This window comes from Amorphus suaedae (genome assembly GCF_053629675.1).
In genome coordinates this window covers 1,353,345-1,371,634 of record NZ_JBRJIT010000001.1, presented here as the reverse complement: position 1 = coordinate 1,371,634, position 18,290 = coordinate 1,353,345, and the positions used below count along the sequence as shown (strand labels likewise).

Annotated in this window: 16 protein-coding genes and 1 tRNA gene; 13 read left to right on the top strand and 4 right to left on the bottom strand. The window is 68.4% G+C overall.

What is annotated here, in order from left to right; translation table 11 throughout:
* From AB7M35_RS06145 to AB7M35_RS06135, 3 genes are all read left to right on the top strand, one after another.
* On the top strand, positions 1-978 hold the full coding sequence (locus tag AB7M35_RS06145; RefSeq protein ID WP_453958087.1) for a TAXI family TRAP transporter solute-binding subunit: 978 nt from the start codon (positions 1-3) through the stop codon (positions 976-978).
* A gap of 181 nt (positions 979-1,159) precedes the next feature.
* Complete coding sequence (locus tag AB7M35_RS06140; protein WP_453958085.1) at positions 1,160-3,292, top strand: TRAP transporter permease; 2,133 nt, start codon at positions 1,160-1,162, stop codon at positions 3,290-3,292.
* A gap of 3 nt (positions 3,293-3,295) precedes the next feature.
* Complete coding sequence (locus tag AB7M35_RS06135; RefSeq protein WP_453958084.1) at positions 3,296-3,661, top strand: DUF1850 domain-containing protein; 366 nt, start codon at positions 3,296-3,298, stop codon at positions 3,659-3,661.
* Positions 3,662-3,680: 19 nt separating this feature from the next.
* Here AB7M35_RS06135 and AB7M35_RS06130 read toward each other — a convergent pair whose 3' ends face one another.
* Entirely contained in the window at positions 3,681-4,472 is a 792-nt protein-coding gene (locus tag AB7M35_RS06130) for an SDR family NAD(P)-dependent oxidoreductase (protein WP_453958083.1), read from the bottom strand.
* 236 nt (positions 4,473-4,708) lie between these two features.
* Here AB7M35_RS06130 and AB7M35_RS06125 point away from each other — a divergent pair, with 236 nt between their 5' ends.
* Entirely contained in the window at positions 4,709-5,488 is a 780-nt protein-coding gene (locus AB7M35_RS06125) for an alpha/beta fold hydrolase (RefSeq protein WP_453958081.1), read from the top strand.
* Complete coding sequence (locus tag AB7M35_RS06120; protein WP_453958079.1) at positions 5,485-6,657, top strand: LLM class flavin-dependent oxidoreductase; 1,173 nt, start codon at positions 5,485-5,487, stop codon at positions 6,655-6,657. Before AB7M35_RS06125 ends, AB7M35_RS06120 begins: the two co-directional genes overlap by 4 nt.
* Positions 6,658-6,713: 56 nt before the next feature.
* Here the strand turns inward: AB7M35_RS06120 and AB7M35_RS06115 are convergent, their stop codons facing one another.
* Complete coding sequence (locus tag AB7M35_RS06115; protein WP_453958077.1) at positions 6,714-7,403, bottom strand: GntR family transcriptional regulator; 690 nt, start codon at positions 7,401-7,403, stop codon at positions 6,714-6,716.
* Positions 7,404-7,630: 227 nt separating this feature from the next.
* Between AB7M35_RS06115 and AB7M35_RS06110 the strand changes: the two genes are divergently transcribed.
* From AB7M35_RS06110 to AB7M35_RS06095, 4 genes are all read left to right on the top strand, one after another.
* Positions 7,631-8,482, top strand: coding sequence for an SDR family NAD(P)-dependent oxidoreductase (locus AB7M35_RS06110; protein ID WP_453958075.1), 852 nt, complete (start codon positions 7,631-7,633; stop codon positions 8,480-8,482).
* Between the two features lie 17 nt (positions 8,483-8,499).
* Complete coding sequence (locus tag AB7M35_RS06105) at positions 8,500-9,141, top strand: NADPH-dependent FMN reductase (RefSeq protein ID WP_453958073.1); 642 nt, start codon at positions 8,500-8,502, stop codon at positions 9,139-9,141.
* Between the two features lie 166 nt (positions 9,142-9,307).
* Positions 9,308-10,279, top strand: a complete 972-nt coding sequence (locus AB7M35_RS06100) for a TAXI family TRAP transporter solute-binding subunit (protein WP_453958072.1) — start codon at positions 9,308-9,310, stop codon at positions 10,277-10,279.
* 178 nt (positions 10,280-10,457) lie between these two features.
* On the top strand, positions 10,458-12,419 hold the full coding sequence (locus AB7M35_RS06095) for a TRAP transporter permease (RefSeq protein WP_453958070.1): 1,962 nt from the start codon (positions 10,458-10,460) through the stop codon (positions 12,417-12,419).
* 113 nt (positions 12,420-12,532) lie between these two features.
* Here AB7M35_RS06095 and AB7M35_RS06090 read toward each other — a convergent pair.
* Positions 12,533-12,607: transfer RNA gene (locus tag AB7M35_RS06090), tRNA-Val, on the bottom strand.
* A 363-nt stretch (positions 12,608-12,970) separates the two neighbouring features.
* Here AB7M35_RS06090 and AB7M35_RS06085 point away from each other — a divergent pair.
* From AB7M35_RS06085 to AB7M35_RS06070, 4 genes are all read left to right on the top strand, one after another.
* Entirely contained in the window at positions 12,971-13,165 is a 195-nt protein-coding gene (locus tag AB7M35_RS06085) for a hypothetical protein (RefSeq protein WP_453958068.1), read from the top strand.
* Between the two features lie 320 nt (positions 13,166-13,485).
* A complete protein-coding gene (locus AB7M35_RS06080; protein ID WP_453958066.1) occupies positions 13,486-14,403 on the top strand; it encodes a LysR substrate-binding domain-containing protein in 918 nt (305 codons plus the stop codon).
* A gap of 353 nt (positions 14,404-14,756) precedes the next feature.
* Complete coding sequence (locus AB7M35_RS06075) at positions 14,757-15,968, top strand: Ppx/GppA phosphatase family protein (RefSeq protein WP_453958064.1); 1,212 nt, start codon at positions 14,757-14,759, stop codon at positions 15,966-15,968.
* Positions 15,965-16,750, top strand: coding sequence for an RlmE family RNA methyltransferase (locus AB7M35_RS06070; RefSeq protein WP_453958062.1), 786 nt, complete (start codon positions 15,965-15,967; stop codon positions 16,748-16,750). Before AB7M35_RS06075 ends, AB7M35_RS06070 begins: the two co-directional genes overlap by 4 nt.
* A 73-nt stretch (positions 16,751-16,823) precedes the next feature.
* On the opposite strand, the gene AB7M35_RS06065 is transcribed toward AB7M35_RS06070, so the two are convergent.
* On the bottom strand, positions 16,824-18,233 hold the full coding sequence (locus tag AB7M35_RS06065; RefSeq protein WP_453958061.1) for an MFS transporter: 1,410 nt from the start codon (positions 18,231-18,233) through the stop codon (positions 16,824-16,826).
* Positions 18,234-18,290: the final 57 nt, after the last annotated feature.

The window sequence follows — 18,290 nt, the reverse complement described above, 5'->3', positions numbered from 1 at the left end:
ATGCAGCGACTGATCGAAACTGCCCAACGTTTCAAGGCCGTGCGCTTCGGCGCCGTGGCGCTGGCGACGACCCTGGCGCTGGCGCCGGTGGCGGCGAAGGCCGAGTTCGTCGGCATCCTCACCGGCGGCACCTCGGGCGTCTACTACCCGCTCGGCGTCGCCATCTCCAAGGTGATCGGCGACAACGTGCCGGACGCCCGCCCGTCGGTCCAGTCGACCAAGGCGTCGGTGGAGAACCTCAACCTGATCGAGCAGGGCAAGGGCGAAGTCGCCTTCACCCTGGCCGACAGCCTCGCCAACGGCGCGAAGGGCAACGAGGAAGCGGGCTTCAAGGCGCCGCTGAAGAAGGTCGTGGCGCTCGGCGGCATCTATCCGAACTACGTGCAGATCGTCGCCTCCGAGGAGTCCGGCATCAAGTCGATCGCCGACCTGAAGGGCAAGCGCCTGTCGGTCGGTGCGCCGAAATCGGGCACCGAACTGAACGCCCGCGCCATCCTCGAGGCGGCCGGCATCACCTATGACGACCTCGGCAAGGTGGAATATCTGCCGTTCGCGGAATCCGTCGAACTTATGAAGAACCGCCAGCTCGACGCGACCCTGCAGTCTGCCGGCCTCGGCGTCGCCTCCATCAAGGATCTCGCCAACTCGGTGCCGATCGTCGTGGTGGAGATCCCGGCCTCGGTGATCGACAAGATCGGCGCGCCCTATCTCGCCGCGACCATCCCGGCCAACACCTATGACGGCCAGAGCGCAGACGTCGCGACGGCCGCCGTGCCGAACTTCCTGGTGACCCGCTCCGATCTCAGCGAAGACGAGGTCTACGCCATCACAAAGGCGATCTACGACAACCTGCCGGAACTGGTCGCTGCCCACTCGGCGGCGAAGGGCATCAAGCTCGAAAACGCCATGAAGGGCTCGCCGGTGCCGTTCCATCCGGGCGCGGCCAAGTACTTCAAGGAAAAGGGCGTGAATCCCTGATTTGCGACCTGGTCGACATCGGACGCGCCGTCTCCGCAAGGAAGGCGGCGCGTTCGCGTTGTGGTGCGGGGCGGTTGTCCTGATCGCCCCGACGCGCTGAAAGTCGGCCCGGCCGGCCGGTTGCCCGCTTCATCCGGCCGGGTCATGCGAGATCGAGCGTTCTCCTGAAGGTCATCCGTCGATGTCGACCCCCGCTGCCCCCACTTCCGCCTCCGCCAGCAACGCGCCCCACGTCGACGAGGACGACGGCGCGGAAGTGGTCGTCACCGACGGCATGCACCAGCTGACCTGGGGCGAGGGGGGCTGGGGCAAGGCGGTCTTCTGGATCGCCATCATCTTCTCCGCCTTCCAGGTGACCACGGCGGCCTGGAGCCCGCTCGCCAGCCAGATCGTCCGCTCCGTCCACGTCGGCTTCCTGCTCCTGGTGATGTTCGCCATCGCCGGCAACCACAGAGGCGGCGGCATGCGCTACGTCCTGTGGGGCCTGGGCATCCTGTCGTTCGTGGTGGGCCTCTATCACTGGGTGTTCCATGTGGAGCTCATCCAGCGGGCCGGCGATCCGAACACCATGGACATCGTGGTCGGCACCATCGCGGTGGTGCTGGTCTTCGAGGGCGCACGCCGGCTGATGGGCCTGTCGCTGCCGATCCTGTGCGCGGCGTTCCTGGCCTATGCGCTGTTTGGCGAATACCTGCCGGCGCCCTTCGACCACCGGCCCTACGACTACGCGCAGGTGGTCGACCAGATGTTCCTCGGAACCGAGGGCATCTACGGCACGCCGACCTACGTGTCGTCGTCCTACATCTTCCTGTTCATCCTGTTCGGCGCGTTCCTGGAGCGCGCCGGCATGGTCAAGCTGTTCACCGACTTCGCCATGGGAACCGTCGGCCACGCCCAGGGCGGACCGGCCAAGGTCTCGGTCGTCTCATCGGCGCTGATGGGAACCATCAACGGCTCCGGCGTCGCCAACGTGGTGACCACCGGCCAGTTCACCATCCCGCTGATGAAGCGGTTCGGCTACAAGCCCGCCTTCGCCGGCGCGGTGGAGGCGACCTCCTCGATGGGCGGGCAGATCATGCCGCCGGTGATGGGCGCGGTGGCCTTCATCATGGCCGAGACCATCGACGTCCCGTACTCGGCCATCGCCACGGCGGCGATCATCCCGGCGCTGCTCTACTTCTTCACCGTCTTCGCGATGGTCCACCTGGAAGCCGGCCGGCACGGCCTTCTCGGCCTGTCCAAGGAGGAATGCCCGAATGCGTGGGCGGCCCTTGCCAAGGGCTGGTACCTGCTGCTGCCGCTGGCGATGCTGGTGTGGCTGCTGTTCTCCGGCTACACGCCGCTGTTCGCCGGGACGGTCGGACTGGCGCTGACGGCGCTGATCGTGCTTGGCGCCCCGGTGGCGCGCGCCATCGGCCCGTACGGCCTGAAGATCGTCTTCTGGATCGTGCTGGGCGTGGCGGCGTCGAGCTTCCTGAAGTACGGCATCGACGGCATCGCCTACTGCGTGCTGGCGCTGGTGGCCCTCCTGTTCTTCATCAAGGGCGGCCGGGAGACCCTGAAGATCAGCCTGGAGAGCATGGCGGACGGCGCCCGCAATGCGCTGCCCGTCGGCATCGCCTGCGCGCTGGTCGGCACCATGATCGGCGTGTTCACGCTGACCGGCATCGCCACGTCGTTCGCGGCCTTCGTGGTCCAGGTCGGCGAGAGCTCGCTGTTCCTGTCGCTGCTGCTCACCATGGTGGCCTGCCTGATCCTCGGCATGGGCCTGCCGACGATCCCGAACTACATCATCACCTCGGCGATCGCCGGCCCGGCCCTGCTGTCGCTCGGCGTGCCGCTGATCGTCTCGCACATGTTCGTCTTCTATTTCGGTATCATGGCGGACCTGACGCCGCCGGTGGCGCTGGCCGCCTTCGCGGCGGCGCCGATCGCCAAGGCGCAGGGGCTTTCGATCGCCTTCAACGCCACACGGATCGCGCTCGCGGGATACGTGGTGCCGTTCATGGCGGTCTACTCCCCGTCGCTCATGCTGCAGCCCGGGGATCCGATGGCGGCGGCGATCGGCTTCTGGCCGGCCGTTCTCTTCGTGGTGGTCAAGGCGCTGATCGCCATCATCTTGTGGGCGGCGACGGCCACCGGCTACCTGTTCGGCCGGCTGAACGTGATCGAGCGCCTCGTGGCATTCGCGGCGGCGGCGACGCTGATCCTCGCCATGCCGCTGACCGACGAGATCGGCTTCGCGCTGGCGGCGGCCTTCGTCGGCTGGCACTACTGGAAGACGCGCCAGGCGAAAGCGGCTGCCGGAGCCTGATCGATGGCGATCGGCTGCCTCGTCGCCGGATCGGTTGCGATCAAGCTCGCGGCCAGCTTCACCCTCGCCTGGACCCATTCGGTGGAGAAGATCGAATGGCAGGAGGACTGGCACGCCACGTCCGCCGGGCTGGTGCTCGACGAGGTCCGGGTGCAGGGCTCCGGCGCCGGGATGGAGCCGCCGGACGATGCGGTCCGCGTCGGGGACTTCTACGTGGCACACCCAAAGCTCGGCACCCAGCGCGAGATTCTGCTGCGCCGCTCCGGCGCGACCGCCGACTGGCGGGTGTGCATTGACGGATCCTGCCAGCGCATGGGAGCCCTGTTGCCCGAAGACGTCGACCCGGTGACGCTGACCACCTGCGAGTGACGCGACGCCGGGCGCACGGTCAGCGCGCCATGATCCCGCCGTCGATGGGAATCGTCACGCCGGTCATGAAGCTCGATGCGGGAGCTGACAGCAGCAGCGCCAGCCCCTTGATCTCATCGGGATCGGCGATCCGGCCAAGCGGCACCATGGAGGCGAACTGGGCCTCGATTTCCGGCTGGCGGATCCGCCCGCCGGCGATGTTGGTGCGGAAGGGACCCGGCGCGATGCCGTTGACCATGATGTCGTAGCCGGCGAGCTCCATGGCCGCCTGGCGCACCAGGTTCACCACGCCGGCCTTGGTCGCGGTGTAGGCGTAGCCGCACATCACCTCCGACTTCAGCCCGGCCACCGACGCCACCGCGACGATGCGGCCCGAGCGACGCGGCTTCATGTGCTTCGCCGCCGCCTGGATGGTGGCGAACACGCCGCTGAGATTGATCTGCAGCACCCGGTCCCACTGGTCGTCGTCGACCGCGTTGATCTGCCCGATCTCGGTGAGGTAGCCGGGTCCGGCGGTGACGCCCGCGTTGGCGACCGCGATGTCGAGCCGGCCGTGCCGCGCGGCGACGTCGTCGATGCAGCCGCGCAGCGCCTGGCGGTCGCCCACGTCGCACACCGCGGCTTCGGCCGCTCCGCCGCCGGCGCGAATCGCGTCCACGGCCCGTTCCAGCCCGTCGGCGTCCACGTCTGTCAGCACCACCGTGGCGCCTGCCTCGGCCAGCGCCTCGGCGATCGCGAAGCCCAGGCCGCTGGCCGCCCCCGTCACCACTCCGACCTGGTCGTCCAGTACCAGCCCCGCCTGAACCTTCATGTGCGCTCTCCCTGTTTTGGTATGCAATCTAACTCGACGGTCGATGTGAGCCAATAGCTCTTTCGCCTATTTTTATCGAATTATTTCATTGAGTTAGTTGGATTATCGGTGCGATTCACCAAATCGACGCACGTGACAGCTTGACGCGGATCCGGCGGTTAGGTGTACACTTTCGGAAAATCACCGGCGGCACAATCGAACGTCCGGTGGGAGGAAGACAAGGGAGGCGAGGCGCGATGGCGCATACGGAGACGACCGAGACGGTCGCGGGCTGTCAGGTGCGCGTCATGCGCGCGGGGAAGGGGGAGCCGCTCCTGTTCCTGCATGGCGCGGCCGGCGCAGGGCGCTGGCTGCCGTTCATGGACATGCTGGCCGAGCGGTACGACCTGATCGTGCCCGAGCATCCCGGCTTCGGAGCGTCCGAGACGCCCGAGTGGCTCGACAACATCGCCGACCTCTCGTTCTTCTACATGGACTTCATGAAGGCGTTCGGGCTCGACGGCGTGCACCTCGTCGGCACCTCGATCGGGGGCTGGATCGCGGCGGAAATCGCCACGCGCAGCTGCGCCGGCCTGAAGACGCTGACCCTGGTCGCGCCGGCCGGCATCCACGTGCCGGGGGTGAAGCGCGGCGACATGTTCATGTGGTCGCCGGAGGAGCTCACCCAGAACCTCTTCCATAATCAGGAAATCGCCAAGGCGATGCCGCAGCCGGCGGACGAGTCGGAACTCACGGTCGTCCTGAAGAACCGGCTGACCACGGCGAAGCTCTCCTGGAACCCGCGCTTCCACAATCCGCACCTGAAGAAGTGGCTGCACCGGGTCGACGTGCCGACGCTGATCCTGTGGGGCGACGACGACAAGCTGCTGCCCGTGGAATACGGGCCGGCCTACCGTGATCTGATCCCCAATTCCGAGCTCGAGATCATTCCCGACTGCGGGCATCTGCCCCACGTCGAGAAGGCGCACGAATTCACCGCCAAGGTCGCCAGCTTCATCGAGGGAGCCGCCCGATGAAATTCTACATGATGCACCTGATGCCCTATGCGGATCTCGATCTGGACTACGACAAGACCTACAACTCCGCCTGGGTGACGCTGCCGAACAGCTACTACGACCCGAAGAAGGGCGCGAAGCTCTACAACCGCTATCTCGACGAGCTCGAATATGCCGACCAGCTCGGCTTCGACGGCATCTGCGTCAACGAGCACCACCAGAACGCCTACGGGCTGATGCCGCAGCCGGGCGTCATGGCCGGCGCGCTGGCGCGGCGGACCAAGAACGTCAAGATCGCGATCCTCGGCCGCGCCCTGCCGCTGCTCAACAATCCCGTCACCGTCGCCGAGGAATTCGCGATGGTCGACAACATCACCGAGGGACGCTTCATCGCCGGCTTCGTGCGCGGCATCGGCGCGGAATATCACGCCTGGAGCTCCAATCCCGCGGAGTCCCACGACCGCTTCCACGAGGCCCACGACCTGATCATCCGGGCCTGGACCGAGACGGGGCCGTTCTCGTTCGAGGGCAAGCACTACCAGTTCGAGTACGTGAACCTGTGGCCGCGGCCGTACCAGACGCCGCATCCGCCGGTGTGGATCCCGTCGCAGGGCTCCAGCGAGACCATCGACTGGGCCGCCCATCCGGACCGGCGCTACACCTATCTGCAGACGTTCACGCCGGTGGCGATGCTCGCCAAGTACATGCAGATGTACAAGGACAAGGCCGAGGAGTTCGGCTACGAGGCGAGCGAGGACAATCTTGGCTGGTCGGTCCCGGTCTATGTCGGCGAGACCGACGAGATCGCCCGCCGCGAGGCCAAGCCCCACATCGAGACCTTCCTCAACAAGTTCCTTCGCATGCCGAAGGAGATGCTGTTGCCGCCCGGCTACCTGTCGCTGAAGTCGATGCTGGGCGTGATGAAGGCGAAGTCCTCCATCGGCAGCAAGCAGACCATCGACGACGTCATCGACAAGGGCATGTTCATCTGCGGCAGCCCGGAAACGGTGCGCCAGCGGCTGGAGCATTATCAGAAGGAGATCGGTTTCGGTCACCTGCTGACGCTGATGCAGTTCGGAACGCTGCCGGCCGATCTCACCCGCAAGAACATGGAGCTCTACGCCGCGGAGGTGATGCCGGTGCTGCGCGAAAACCTCGGGACCGGCGCGGTGGTCGCCGCGGCGCAATGATGGCAAGGGGACCGCGATCACGATCGGGTCGGCGGCCCCCGCAGGCCCCGGCCGCCTCAGCCCTCGGGGTTCGGCTGGGGCTCGGCCAGGATCGACAGCAGGTGGGCGCTCATCGCGGCCTCCGCCCAGTCGGCGTTGCGGGCCCTGAGCGCCGACAGGATCTCGTGATGCTGGCGGTGGGTGCGCCGGGTCCGGTCGTCGACCGGCTCGGAGTAGATGTTGAAGATCGAGGCGGGCAGCTCCAGCGACGAGGCGAGGATGCGTTCCAGCCGCGGGCTGTCGGCCGCCGCCGCGATCGTCCCGTGGAAGTCGTTGTTGAGCTCGTCGAACCGGGCGAGGTGCTTGTGCCAGCCGACCTCGGCGAAGTGGGCTTCCATCTCCGCCTCGACGCTTTCCAGGTGGGCGATCTGTTCGGCGGTGATGCGGGTCGCGGCGCGCCGCGCACCGTGGCTTTCGAGCTTGGCGCGCAGGCGAAAGATCTCGGCGACGTCGGCCTGGGAGAACGACGCCACCTGGCCGCGGCGGTAGCGCTCAAGCACCACCAGACCCTCGTTGCTGAGCCTGCTGAGCGCTTCGCGGACGGGCGTCCGGCTGACGCCGATCCGCTCGGCGAGCTTCGCCTCCTGCAGGGCTTCGCCGGAGCGCAGGTCGCCGGAGATGATGGCGGCCCGGATGAACCGGTAGGCCACGTCGACGGCGCCGTTGCCCTCGCCCGCGGTCTTGCTGGTTGCAGGGGTGTCGCCCATCGCCTCCGGTCTCCATGCGCAGCGCCTTCGGCGCGGCCTGTGGTCTGTCGGCCGGAACGGGAAGAGTTATACAATCGGGTGCCCGGCGGCTCTGCGGCGTTGTGGCATCGAACGCGGGGCGGAGCAACCGGTTGGCGGGCTCCGCGCCGCGCCGCCGGATCTGCGGATCCTCTGAAAGTGCATACCATAAGCGCCGGAGCACGGCGCATCGCGGGCGGGAGGCCGGCATGAAGATTACCGAAGGACAGGTCGCCTACGTTTCGGGTTCGGGCTCGGGCATCGGGCGCGGCATCGCGATGACGCTCGCGCGCCGGGGCGTGAAGGTCGGCGTCGCGGACATCCGCGAGGAGGATGCCGTGGCGACGGTCCGGCTGATCGAGGCCGCCGGCGGCACCGCGCTGCCGCTGCCGACCGACGTTTCCGACCTTGTCTCGGTAGAGGCCGCGGCGGTGGCGCTGGAGGCCGCGTACGGCCCGGCGTCGATCGTCTGCAACAACGCCGGCGTCGCCATGCACGGCGTGCCGGTGCACGAGATCGCCCCGGCCGACTGGGACTGGGTGATCGGGGTCAATGTCTACGGCGTCATCCATGGCGTCCGCACCTTCGTTCCGCGGCTGCTGGAGACCGGCAAGCCCGCCCACGTGGTCAACACCGCATCGATCGGCGGTTTCCAGGTCAACGCGAGCTTCCTGACCGGCGCGTATTCGATGACCAAGTACGCGGTGGTGGCGCTCTCCGAGGCGCTGCGCAACGAGCTCAGCGAGACGCAGGTGGGCGTGTCCGTGCTGGCCCCGGCCGCCGTCGACACCGCCATTCATCTGTCGGAGCGCAGCCGCCCCGAGCGCCTGGGCGGCGCCTACGTGCGTCCCGAGAACCACTTCATGGGCGACCTCATCAAGGACGGCGCGAAGCCCGAGGAGATCGGCGCCCACGTCGCCGCCGCCATCGAGGACGGCGCCTTCTACATCTTCACCCATCCCGAGACCGAAGCCTGGATCGACGCGCGCCACGAGGAGATCAAGTCCGGGTTCGACCGGCTCAGGTCCCCCGGCTTCGCGTCCGACCAGGCCGCCGAATAGGCAGCTGAGGAGACATCATGCTCGACCGGCTCGACACCATCCGCTCCGGCCCTGCCGATCCGACCCGCCCGCACATCGTGGGCATCGGCGGCACGACGCGCATCGGCTCCACGTCGGAGGCGGCGCTGCGGCTGACCCTGTCGATCGCCGCCCGGCTCGGTGCCTCGACCGAACTGATCTCCGGCCCGCTGCTGGACCTGCCGCCCTACGACCCGGCGAGCGACCACCGCAGCCCCTCGGCGCTGCGGCTGGTCCAGGCGATGCGGCGGGCCGACGGCATCATCATCTCCACGCCCAGCTATCACGGCGGCATGTCGGGGCTGATCAAGAACGCCATCGACTACAGCGAGGACATGCGCAGCGACCCGCGCCCCTATTTCGATGGCCGTGCCGTCGGCGTCGTGGTCACCGCCCATGGCGCCCAGGCGCTCGGCACGACGCTCTCCGGCGTCCGCTCGATCGTGCATGCGCTGCGAGGCTGGCCGACCCCCTACGGCGCCTGCCTCAACGCCCAGACGCGGCCCTTCGAGAACGGCCGGCCGACCAGCGCCGACGTGGAGGAGCAGCTGGCGACCGTCGCGAGCCAGGTCGTCCGGTTCGCCTGCGCACAGATGGCGGTCGCGGGGGAGGAATTCGAGGTTCCCGCCGCGCGCGCCTGATTGAATGCGAGCCCGCTCCGGTCAAGAGTGGATCGCATCGGGAATGGGCCGCGTCGGCCGCACATCATGGTCAGTGAGGGACTGATCGGACTTCATGGCCGCGCGATGGGCGCGGTCTAACAAAAAGGCCCCGGAAAACCGGGGTCCTCAAGGGAGGGAACACCACATGAAAGCACTACTCGGCCTGACCGCCGGGCTTCTCGCCGCCGCCGTGCTCGTCCAGCCGGCTGCCGCGGAGACCGTCTCCATCTCGACATTGCCGCCGGGCGCCATCAACAACGTCCAGGCCCAGGCGATCGCCAAGGTCGTGCAGGAGAATACCGACCTGCAGATGCGCGTCGTCACCTTCAACTCGCCGGGCGCGATCATGGGGGCGACCCAGGCCGGCCAGTCGGAATTCTCGTTCATCTCCAATGACGAGGCGGGCGCAGCCGCGTCCGGCGCCGTGCCTTACGACGGCAAGAAGATGGGCGACCTGCGCCTGGTGGCGACGGTGTTTCCGTTCAAGGTCGGCATGGTCGTTCCCAACGAGTCCGACATCAAGACGATCGCGGATCTGAAGGGAAAGCGCATCCCGACCGGCTGGCAGGGCTTCCAGCAGGGCATCTTCCTGATGAACGGCATGCTGGCCACCGCCGACATGTCGCTCGATGACGCGGAAGACGGCGTTCCGACCGCCAACCTGCTGCGCGGCGCCGACGACATGAAGAGCGGCCGTCTCGACGCGACCATGTTCGCCGTCGGCGCCCCGAAGATGGCGGAGCTGAACTCCGCGATCCCGGGCGGCATCCGCTTTCTCAGCCTGAGCGATACGCCCGAGGCGGCGAAGAAGATGGAAGCCGTGCGGCCGGAGTATCACCCGGCGCTCCAGAAGCCGGCTCCGCACCTGCCGGGCATCATCGGCGACACGATGCTGATGGAGTACGCCATGGTCGTGCTGGCCAACGACTCGGTGTCCGACGACGTCGTCTACAAGTTCCTGGGGGCGATGTACGACCACAAGGACGGCCTCGTCGCCGGCCATCCGTCGTTCAACGCGATGACCCAGGAAGGCCTTGCCACCCCGCAGCCCCGGGTCGCGTATCACCCCGGCGCGGTGAAGTTCTTCAAGGAAAAGGGATTGTGGAAGGGCGAGTGATCGCCTGACCGCACTCCGCCGAGCCGGCCGGCCGGGTTAGCCCGGCCGACCGGCACTGTCGGCGGCCGGAGCAATCCTTCACAGACCCGGCCGCCCGTCTTTCCACCGCGAAGGATCAGCCGCGCTTCCGGCGTGCCCCCACGCCCGACAGGTGCCGCGATCGGCAAGGATCCGCCTGATGAGCGTCGAAACGACCGGCGTCGAAGCCTCCATTCCTCCCTCGCCGCTGCTGCGGATCGCCACCATCGTGCTCGGTGCGCTGATCGCGCTTGCCGGGCTCGCGTGGGGGGCGGACCTCTACCGGCTGGTTGGCTGGACCTTTCTCACCGAGCAGTTTCTGGCCGCCATCCTGGGCCTCAGCCTTGCCCTGGTGTTCGTGACGCGGCCGCTGCGCCGCTCCGACCCGCGCCCCAAGCAGCTCACCTGGTACGACAGCCTGCTCGCGCTGATCTCGCTGGGCGCAGGCATCTACGCCGCCTTCGAGTATCCGACGATCCTCTCCAACTTCTTCAGCCAGCCGACAGATGGGCTGATCGTCAGCTGGCTGTTCTTTCTGCTGGTGATCGAGGGGCTTCGGCGGACGTCCGGCTGGTCGCTGGTGATCGTCGTGCTGGCCTTCACCGTCTACGCGCTGGTCGGCCATCTGGTCGAAGGCGAGCTGCAGACGCGGAACGTCGACCTCAACAACATGGTCTTCTATCTCGGCGTCGACACCAGCGGGCTCTTCGGTCTGGTGCTGCTGGTCGGCGTCACCGTGGTGATCCCCTTCATCTTCTTCGGCAACCTGCTGCAGGCCTCGGGCGGCTCGTTCTTCTTCAACGACTTGGCGCTCGGGCTGATGGGGCGCTTCCGCGGTGGCGCGGCGAAGATCTCCATCCTCGCCTCCACCCTGTTCGGCTCCATCTCCGGCATCGTCGTCTCCAACATCCTGGCGACCGGCGTCATCACCATCCCGATGATGAAGAAGTCCGGCTTCAAGCCGGAGCAGGCCGCCGCGATCGAAGCGAGCGCGTCGAACGGCGGCCAGCTGATGCCGCCGGTGATGGGCGCCGTGGCCTTCCTGATGGCCGACTTCCTGCAGATCTCGTACGCGGAGGTGGCGCTCGCCGCCCTGGTGCCGGCGCTCCTCTATTATCTGGCGCTGTTCATCCAGGCGGACCTGGAAGCGGCCAAGGCCCACATCCTTCCGGTGCCGCTGAAGGAGATCCCGAGAATCGTGGCGGTGCTGATGAAGGGCTGGTTCTTCATCCTGCCGTTCGCGGTGCTCATCTACGCGCTGTTCTGGCTGAACCGCGAGGCGGAGAACGCCGCCGTCTTCGCCTGCATCGGCGTGGCGCTCGTCGGTCTCGCGTTCGGCTATTCCGGCCACAGGCTGACCCTGCGGGGCATCTGGGACGCGCTGGTGCGCACCGGCATCTCGTCGGTGGACATCATCATGATCTCGGCCGCCGCCGGCTTCATCATGGGCATCCTGCAGCTGACCGGGCTCGGCTTCGCGCTGACGCTGTTCCTGGTGAAGTTCGGGGCCGGCAGCATCTTCCTGCTGCTCGTCATCGCCGGGCTGATGTGCATCGTGCTGGGCATGGGCATGCCGACGCTGGGCGTCTACGTCCTGCTGGCGGTGCTGATCGCGCCGAGCCTCGTCGAGGTCGGCATCTCGCCGCTCGCCGCGCACATGTTCATCCTGTATCTCGGCATGATGTCGTTCGTGACGCCGCCGCTGGCGATCGCCGCCTTCTTCGCGGCGAACCTGGCAGGGGCGGCGCCGGTGCGCACCGGCTGGGTCGCCATGCGGTTCTCATGGACGGCCTACATCGTGCCGTTCCTGTTCGTGTTCTCCCCGACGCTGCTATTGCAGAGCCCGTCCTGGAGCGGCACGATCCTGTCGCTGGCCACCGCGGCGGTCGGGGTGTGGTTCGTGTCGGCGGGCGCCATCGGCTATGCCCTGCGCCCGCTCTCCCTCCCGCTGCGGATCGCGTCGATCGTCGGCGGGGGGCTGCTGCTGATCCCGCTGGAGATGTTCCACCACGCGGCGATCGCCAACGGCATCGGCCTGGCAATGGTGGTCACGGTGCTGGCGATCGAGATCGTGGCCCGGCGCGCCACGCCGGCAACTGTTGGGGAAGGGGCGGCGGAATAGTCCGCCGCCACGAGCGGGAGAGGCCTCCGCGCACCGACAGGGTCAGCGGCTGGATCGGGCCGTCCGGCGTTCAGTCTCGTGGGGAGTTCTGACGGTCAAACCATTGGAAACAATGGTGGGCGTGACAGGGATTGAACCTGTGACCTTTCCGGTGTGAACGGAACGCTCTCCCGCTGAGCTACACGCCCCCGCCGTCAGAGCGTGTCCCATAAGCCTTCTTGGAAAATGAGGCAAGGGCTTGTGCGCCATCGTTGTGGACGACCGCGCCGCATGGCCGTTTGGTCGCCAAGGCCTCGGCGGCCGAGCCCGGGTCGGATCGATCGCGGACGACCTGCCGGCCCGGCTGTCGCGCGCCGCCCAATGAGCACGGGACCTTGCCGCTGACAGCATCGCGCGGTCCGGAAATGGCGGCAAACAATCGGAGGTGCATGGACTCGTGCCATCGCGTTTGGAGAAAGGGGCTTTCACATACTTCGCATTGTGCGATGCGAAAATGTTGCCCAGATTGGGGTCACGGCATTCGACCCGGCCTCCCACGCACGAGACATCAAATGGCTTTCTTCGCAGACACCGCCTCCGCCCCCGTCGCCGATGATCGCGCTGCCGCGACCCCGCGCACCGAAGCGTCCTTCTTCGAGATCTTCCGCGCTGCGCGCCGCCTCTCCTTCGCCGCCACCAACGGCGATGCGCTCCCCGAGGACGCCATCGAGGTGGTCATGGGCAAGCGCGCCTACCTGCGCAGCTGACACCCGCTCCTGAACGGCGCCGGACCTTTCCGGCGACCGATTGGATCCCATCCGGGCCGGCGTCTCACGCCGGCTCGCCGCTACGCCGCTCCGGTTCCTCCCAAGACCGAGCTGCCCTCCCGACCGGTGCGCCCTGCGCGCCGGTCGGGACGATCCTCGGATCCACGCCTCCGCCTGGATGGATCACCCGATCCTCGGGTGCGGGGCTGTTCCCCGCCTTTCCCCACAGGCATCGCCTCAATCGATCAGCGGTGCCAAGTTGCCCGGCCGGCGCGCTTGCGGCTGGATTTTTCGGCGCCCGCGTTGAATAGTCCTGCGCCGTGAGAGATCCTGACTTCACCACCCTTCGCTGCTTCGTTGCGGTTGCCCATGCCGGTGGCATCGCCGCCGGCGCACGCCGTCTCGACCTCGCCACCTCCGCCGTCTCCAAGCGCCTCGCCGACCTGGAGGCCTCCGTCGGCCAGACGCTCCTGGAGCGCGGCGCCTCGGGCGTGCGGCTGACGTCGGCGGGGGAGACGGTGCTGCGGCGCGCCGAGCACATGCTCGAAATCGCCAAGTCGCTGAGCGCCGACCTGGACGCGCATGCGGCCGGGGAGCGGGGGGAGATCCGGCTCGCCGCCGTCGCCGCCGCGGTCAGCGGGCGGCTGGCCGACGACCTCGCCGCCTTCGAACGCACCTATCCCGGCATCCGCATCATGCTGGCGGAGGGCATGAACTTCGACGCGGCGCGCGCCGTGGCCGATGGCACCGCCGGCGTGGGGGTCGTCGTCGACCATCACCTGCCGCCCGGCCTTCTGAAATTTCCCTATGCCAGCGACCCGGTCTGGGTGATCGGCCGCAAGGGCCATCCGCTGTTCGACGCGGTGGCCCCCGGCGAAGGCGTCCGCTTCGAGCGGGCGATCGAATACGACGTCATCTCCATGATGGGCGGCGCCTCCACGGAATCGCTGCTGGCAGCGGCGGCCACCACCATCGAGCGGTCGGTGCGCAAGCACTTCGAGGTGTCGCGCTACGATTCGCTGCGCCGGCTGGTGGAAGTGGGCCTCGGCATCGGGTTCATCCGCGAGAGCGGCGTCACCCGCTATCTGGCCGCGCTGGAGATCGAGGGGCGGCCGCTGGCCGAACCGTGGGCCGACCGACAGCTCTGCGTGATCCGCCGCGAGGCGAGCGAGGGCGGACGGGCGCTCGGCATCCTGATCGAGCACCTGACCAGCGGTCCGCCCGGCCGGCCGGCCTGAGGGCTGCTGCCGACTGTTCCGGCGCATCGAAGCGATCTGCCGATCCCGCCGGCGCCCGGTGCCGCTTCCTCGCCATGGGAAATGCGTGTCCTACCATCCCGTGGTCCAACGGCAAGGAGGGGCTGCGCGACGTCATTTGACGCAACGTTTGGCCGTTGGCCCGCGCATTGCTACACTCGTTCCAACAAAGGGCGGAACACGCAGCGCCGCGCTGCAGGGATCTGCCGGAACCGGACATGCCGGTTGCGGCCTCGCCTGCAGGTGGGGAGCCGGCGCGCTGCTCCGCCGGGAGCGGATGAACGATGGATGGCACGGACGACTCCGGTGCGCCTCCCGCACGATCGCGGGGGGTGATGCCGCAGGGACCTGCCGAGCGGTCGTGCGCGACGGAGGTTTCCGCGCGCGGGGCGGAGCTGCGCCATTGCGCCGTCGCGGCTGATCCCGGACACGGCGGGGCGGGCCGCCGGCGTGGGCCGAAGGGCGAGGGCGGCCACCCGTCGGCCGGGCCCGTTGTCCGGCGCGGAGCGCACACGGGGGCGCCCGGACGGCGCTACGCGGCCCTCGATCTCGGAACCAACAACTGCCGGCTGCTGGTCGCCGAAGCGCGCGGCGGCGGCTACCGGGTGGTCGATGCGTTCTCGCGCATCATCCGGCTGGGCGAGGGCGTGTCCGGCTGCGGCCGGATCGGCGAGCCGGCGATGGCACGGGCGATGGAGGCGCTGCAGGTCTGCGCGCGCAAGCTCGAGCACGCCCGCGTCGACCGCTTCCGCCTGATCGCCACCGAGGCCTGCCGCATGGCGGCCAACGGGCCTGAATTCGTCGAGCGGGTGGAGCGGGAGATCGGCCTCAAGCTTGAGATCGTCAGCCGCGAGACCGAGGCGCGCCTGGCGGTGGCAGGCTGTTCGACGTTGATCGACCGGGACTCGGAAGGGGTCGTCCTCTTCGACATCGGCGGCGGCTCGTCGGAGATCGTCTGGGTCGACCTGTCCGGCCGTCACCGGCTGACCGGCGTGGCGATCACCCGCTGCATCCGCGCGTGGACCTCGCTGCCGGTGGGCGTCGTGTCGCTCGCCGAGCGCCACGGCGGCGTGGAAGTGGACGCCGCCAAGTTCGGGGCGATGGTCGACGACGTCTCCAGCCTGCTGGAGCGGCTCGACCAGGGGGGCGCGCTGGATCAGGTCGTCGGTCGCGGGCGCGTGCATCTTCTCGGAACCTCGGGTACGGTCACCACGCTCGCCGGGGTTCACCTCGGCCTCGAGCGCTACGACCGACGCCGCGTCGACGGCACCTGGCTCCATGAGCGGGATGTGGACGCGATGATCGGGCGAATCCTGGCGATGCCGTTCCACGAGCGGGTCGCCAATCCCTGCATTGGCGCGGACCGGGCCGACCTCGTGTTGGCCGGCTGTGCAATCCTGGAGGCGATCCGACGCCGCTGGCCGTGCCGGCGGCTGCGCGTCGCCGACCGGGGCCTGCGTGAAGGAATACTGATGGAACTGATGGCGCAGGATCGCACCGGCCGCCCGCCGACGCCGGCAACCTCTCCGGCCGGGCCGTCCCTATGACCCGCAACTCCGGCGGCGATGGCAGCCGCGGACTGAAAACCCGCGTGAAGACCGCGCGGGGCCGGCGGGCCTCGTCGGTGCGCTGGCTCGAACGCCAGCTGAACGATCCGTACGTCCGCCGTGCCCAGGCCGAAGGCTACCGCTCGCGTGCCGCCTACAAGCTGCTCGAGATCGACGACCGCTACGGGCTTCTGAAGCCGGGCATGCGCGTCGTCGACCTGGGGGCCGCGCCGGGGAGCTGGTCGCAGATCGCGGCCGCCCGGGTCGGCTCGCGGCCGGAGGCGCCGAGCGTGGTCGGCATCGACTACCTGCACGTGGACCACCTGCCGGGCGTCACGCTGCTGGAGAAGGACTTCCTCGACGAGGATGCCCCGGCGGCGCTGATCGACGCGCTGGGCGGCCGCAAGGCCGACTGCGTGCTCTCCGACATGGCGGCCCCCACCACCGGACACCGCCAGACCGACCACATCCGCATCATGCACCTGTGCGAGGTCGCCGCCGATTTCGCCAGCACCGTGCTGGATCCGGGCGGCAGCTTCCTCGCCAAGGTGTTCCAGGGCGGCACGGAGGCGGCGCTGCTCGCCGAGCTGCACCGCAACTTCGAGAAGGTGCGGCACATCAAGCCGAAGGCCAGCCGATCGGAATCGGCGGAGCAGTACGTGCTGGCGACCGGCTTCCGGGGGCTCGTGCCCCGCGCCCATAGCCCCGAGCGCGACGACGAGGCCGACAGCGATCCGCGCGACCCGGAGGACTGGGACCGCGAGGACCCGAGGTCCGTCTAGAGCCCCTGCCGATCGGGTGGACACACCGGATCGGCGAGGAATCGCTCCAGATGAATGCTCGGGGGCAGGCAGGTCAGGGCCGCGTCGGCGCCGGGGTGCGCGCGACGTGGCCGGACATCTGCCCGCCGGCGGCGGGCGAGAGCTGGCGGAACACCAGGATCGAGACGGCCGCGATGCCGGCGACGACGACGAAGGCCGTCAGGAAGTCGCCCGGCATGATCTCGCCGCCCGGCCGGGCCGCCCGCTGGAACTCCAGGATGAAGGCCGACGCGGTGACGCCGGTCGACAGGCCGACCTGCTGCGCGACGCTGGCGAAGCTGGTGGCGCGGCTCATCTGCTGCTGCGGGATGTCGGCGTAGGCGAGCGCGCTGATGCAGGAGAACTGCAGCGAGCGGAAGAAGCCGCCGACCAGCAGCACCGAGATGATCACCGCGGTGGCCGGGCCGAGGGCGAACAGCCCCATGCTGCCGAGGATGACGGCGCTCACCAGCCCGTTGACGATCAGCACCCGGCGGAAGCCGAAGCGGCGGACGATCGGCTGCGCGGTAAACTTCATCAGGAGGGCGCCGATGGTCGTCACGAAGACCAGCGAGCCCGCCTGGAACGGGTTCATGCCCAGCCCGAGCTGCAGCGTCAGCGGCAGCAGGAACGGGATGGCGCCGACCCCCACCCGGAAAAAGAAGCCGCCGAACACGCTGGCCCGGAAGGTCGGCACCTTCAGGAGGTCGAGGTCCAGCAGCGGATGCGCCACGCGCCGTGCGTGGCGGACGTAGAGCACGATGCAGGCGATCCCGCCGAGGACGAGCGCGAGCGAGGCCGGCAGCGGCATCATGCGCTGCCCCATTACCGACAGCCCGAAGATCAGCGCCGACAGCCCGATGCCGGACAGGGCGAAGCCCGTGCGGTCCAGCGGCACCACTTCGGGCATGCGGATGTTGTCGATGAGGAAGGTGACCAGCAGCACGCCGACGGCGCCCACCGGCACGTTGATCCAGAAGATCCAGCGCCAGTCGAAATAGGTGGTGATGAAGCCGCCGAGCGGTGGCCCGATCATCGGACCAATCAGCGCGGGGATGGACAGCCAGGCGAGCGCCGACAGGATCTGGTCCTTCGGCGTGGTCCGCAGCACGACGAGGCGGCCGACCGGCGTCATCATCGCGCCGCCGGCCCCCTGGAGGATCCGCGCCAGCACGAATTCCGGCAGGCTGGACGACAGGCTGCAGCAGATGGAACCGAGCAGGAACACGCCGATCGCCGAACGGAAGATCGTCTTGGCGCCGAACCGGTCGGCCGCCCAGCCCGATATCGGAATGAACACGGCGAGGCTCAGCAGATAGGAGGTCAGCGCCAGCTTGAGGCGAATCGGATCGGTGCCGAGATCGGCCGCGACCGCCGGCAGCGACGTGGCGATCACCGTGGAATCGATGTTCTCCATGAACAGCGCCGAGGCGACGATCAGGGCCGTGACATTTGGACGAGCCACAGGGGCGATTCCAGCTAATTGATTTTGAAAGGATTTTTGCGCCGGTCAGGGAGGCTC

Coding starts and splice junctions, on each gene's coding strand:
- AB7M35_RS06145 (WP_453958087.1), top strand. CDS start 1: ATGCAGCGACTGATCGAAACTGCCCAACGTTTCAAGGCCGTGCGCTTC.
- AB7M35_RS06140 (WP_453958085.1), top strand. CDS start 1,160: ATGTCGACCCCCGCTGCCCCCACTTCCGCCTCCGCCAGCAACGCGCCC.
- AB7M35_RS06135 (WP_453958084.1), top strand. CDS start 3,296: ATGGCGATCGGCTGCCTCGTCGCCGGATCGGTTGCGATCAAGCTCGCG.
- AB7M35_RS06130 (WP_453958083.1), bottom strand. CDS start 4,472: ATGAAGGTTCAGGCGGGGCTGGTACTGGACGACCAGGTCGGAGTGGTG.
- AB7M35_RS06125 (WP_453958081.1), top strand. CDS start 4,709: ATGGCGCATACGGAGACGACCGAGACGGTCGCGGGCTGTCAGGTGCGC.
- AB7M35_RS06120 (WP_453958079.1), top strand. CDS start 5,485: ATGAAATTCTACATGATGCACCTGATGCCCTATGCGGATCTCGATCTG.
- AB7M35_RS06115 (WP_453958077.1), bottom strand. CDS start 7,403: ATGGGCGACACCCCTGCAACCAGCAAGACCGCGGGCGAGGGCAACGGC.
- AB7M35_RS06110 (WP_453958075.1), top strand. CDS start 7,631: ATGAAGATTACCGAAGGACAGGTCGCCTACGTTTCGGGTTCGGGCTCG.
- AB7M35_RS06105 (WP_453958073.1), top strand. CDS start 8,500: ATGCTCGACCGGCTCGACACCATCCGCTCCGGCCCTGCCGATCCGACC.
- AB7M35_RS06100 (WP_453958072.1), top strand. CDS start 9,308: ATGAAAGCACTACTCGGCCTGACCGCCGGGCTTCTCGCCGCCGCCGTG.
- AB7M35_RS06095 (WP_453958070.1), top strand. CDS start 10,458: ATGAGCGTCGAAACGACCGGCGTCGAAGCCTCCATTCCTCCCTCGCCG.
- AB7M35_RS06085 (WP_453958068.1), top strand. CDS start 12,971: ATGGCTTTCTTCGCAGACACCGCCTCCGCCCCCGTCGCCGATGATCGC.
- AB7M35_RS06075 (WP_453958064.1), top strand. CDS start 14,757: ATGCCGCAGGGACCTGCCGAGCGGTCGTGCGCGACGGAGGTTTCCGCG.
- AB7M35_RS06070 (WP_453958062.1), top strand. CDS start 15,965: ATGACCCGCAACTCCGGCGGCGATGGCAGCCGCGGACTGAAAACCCGC.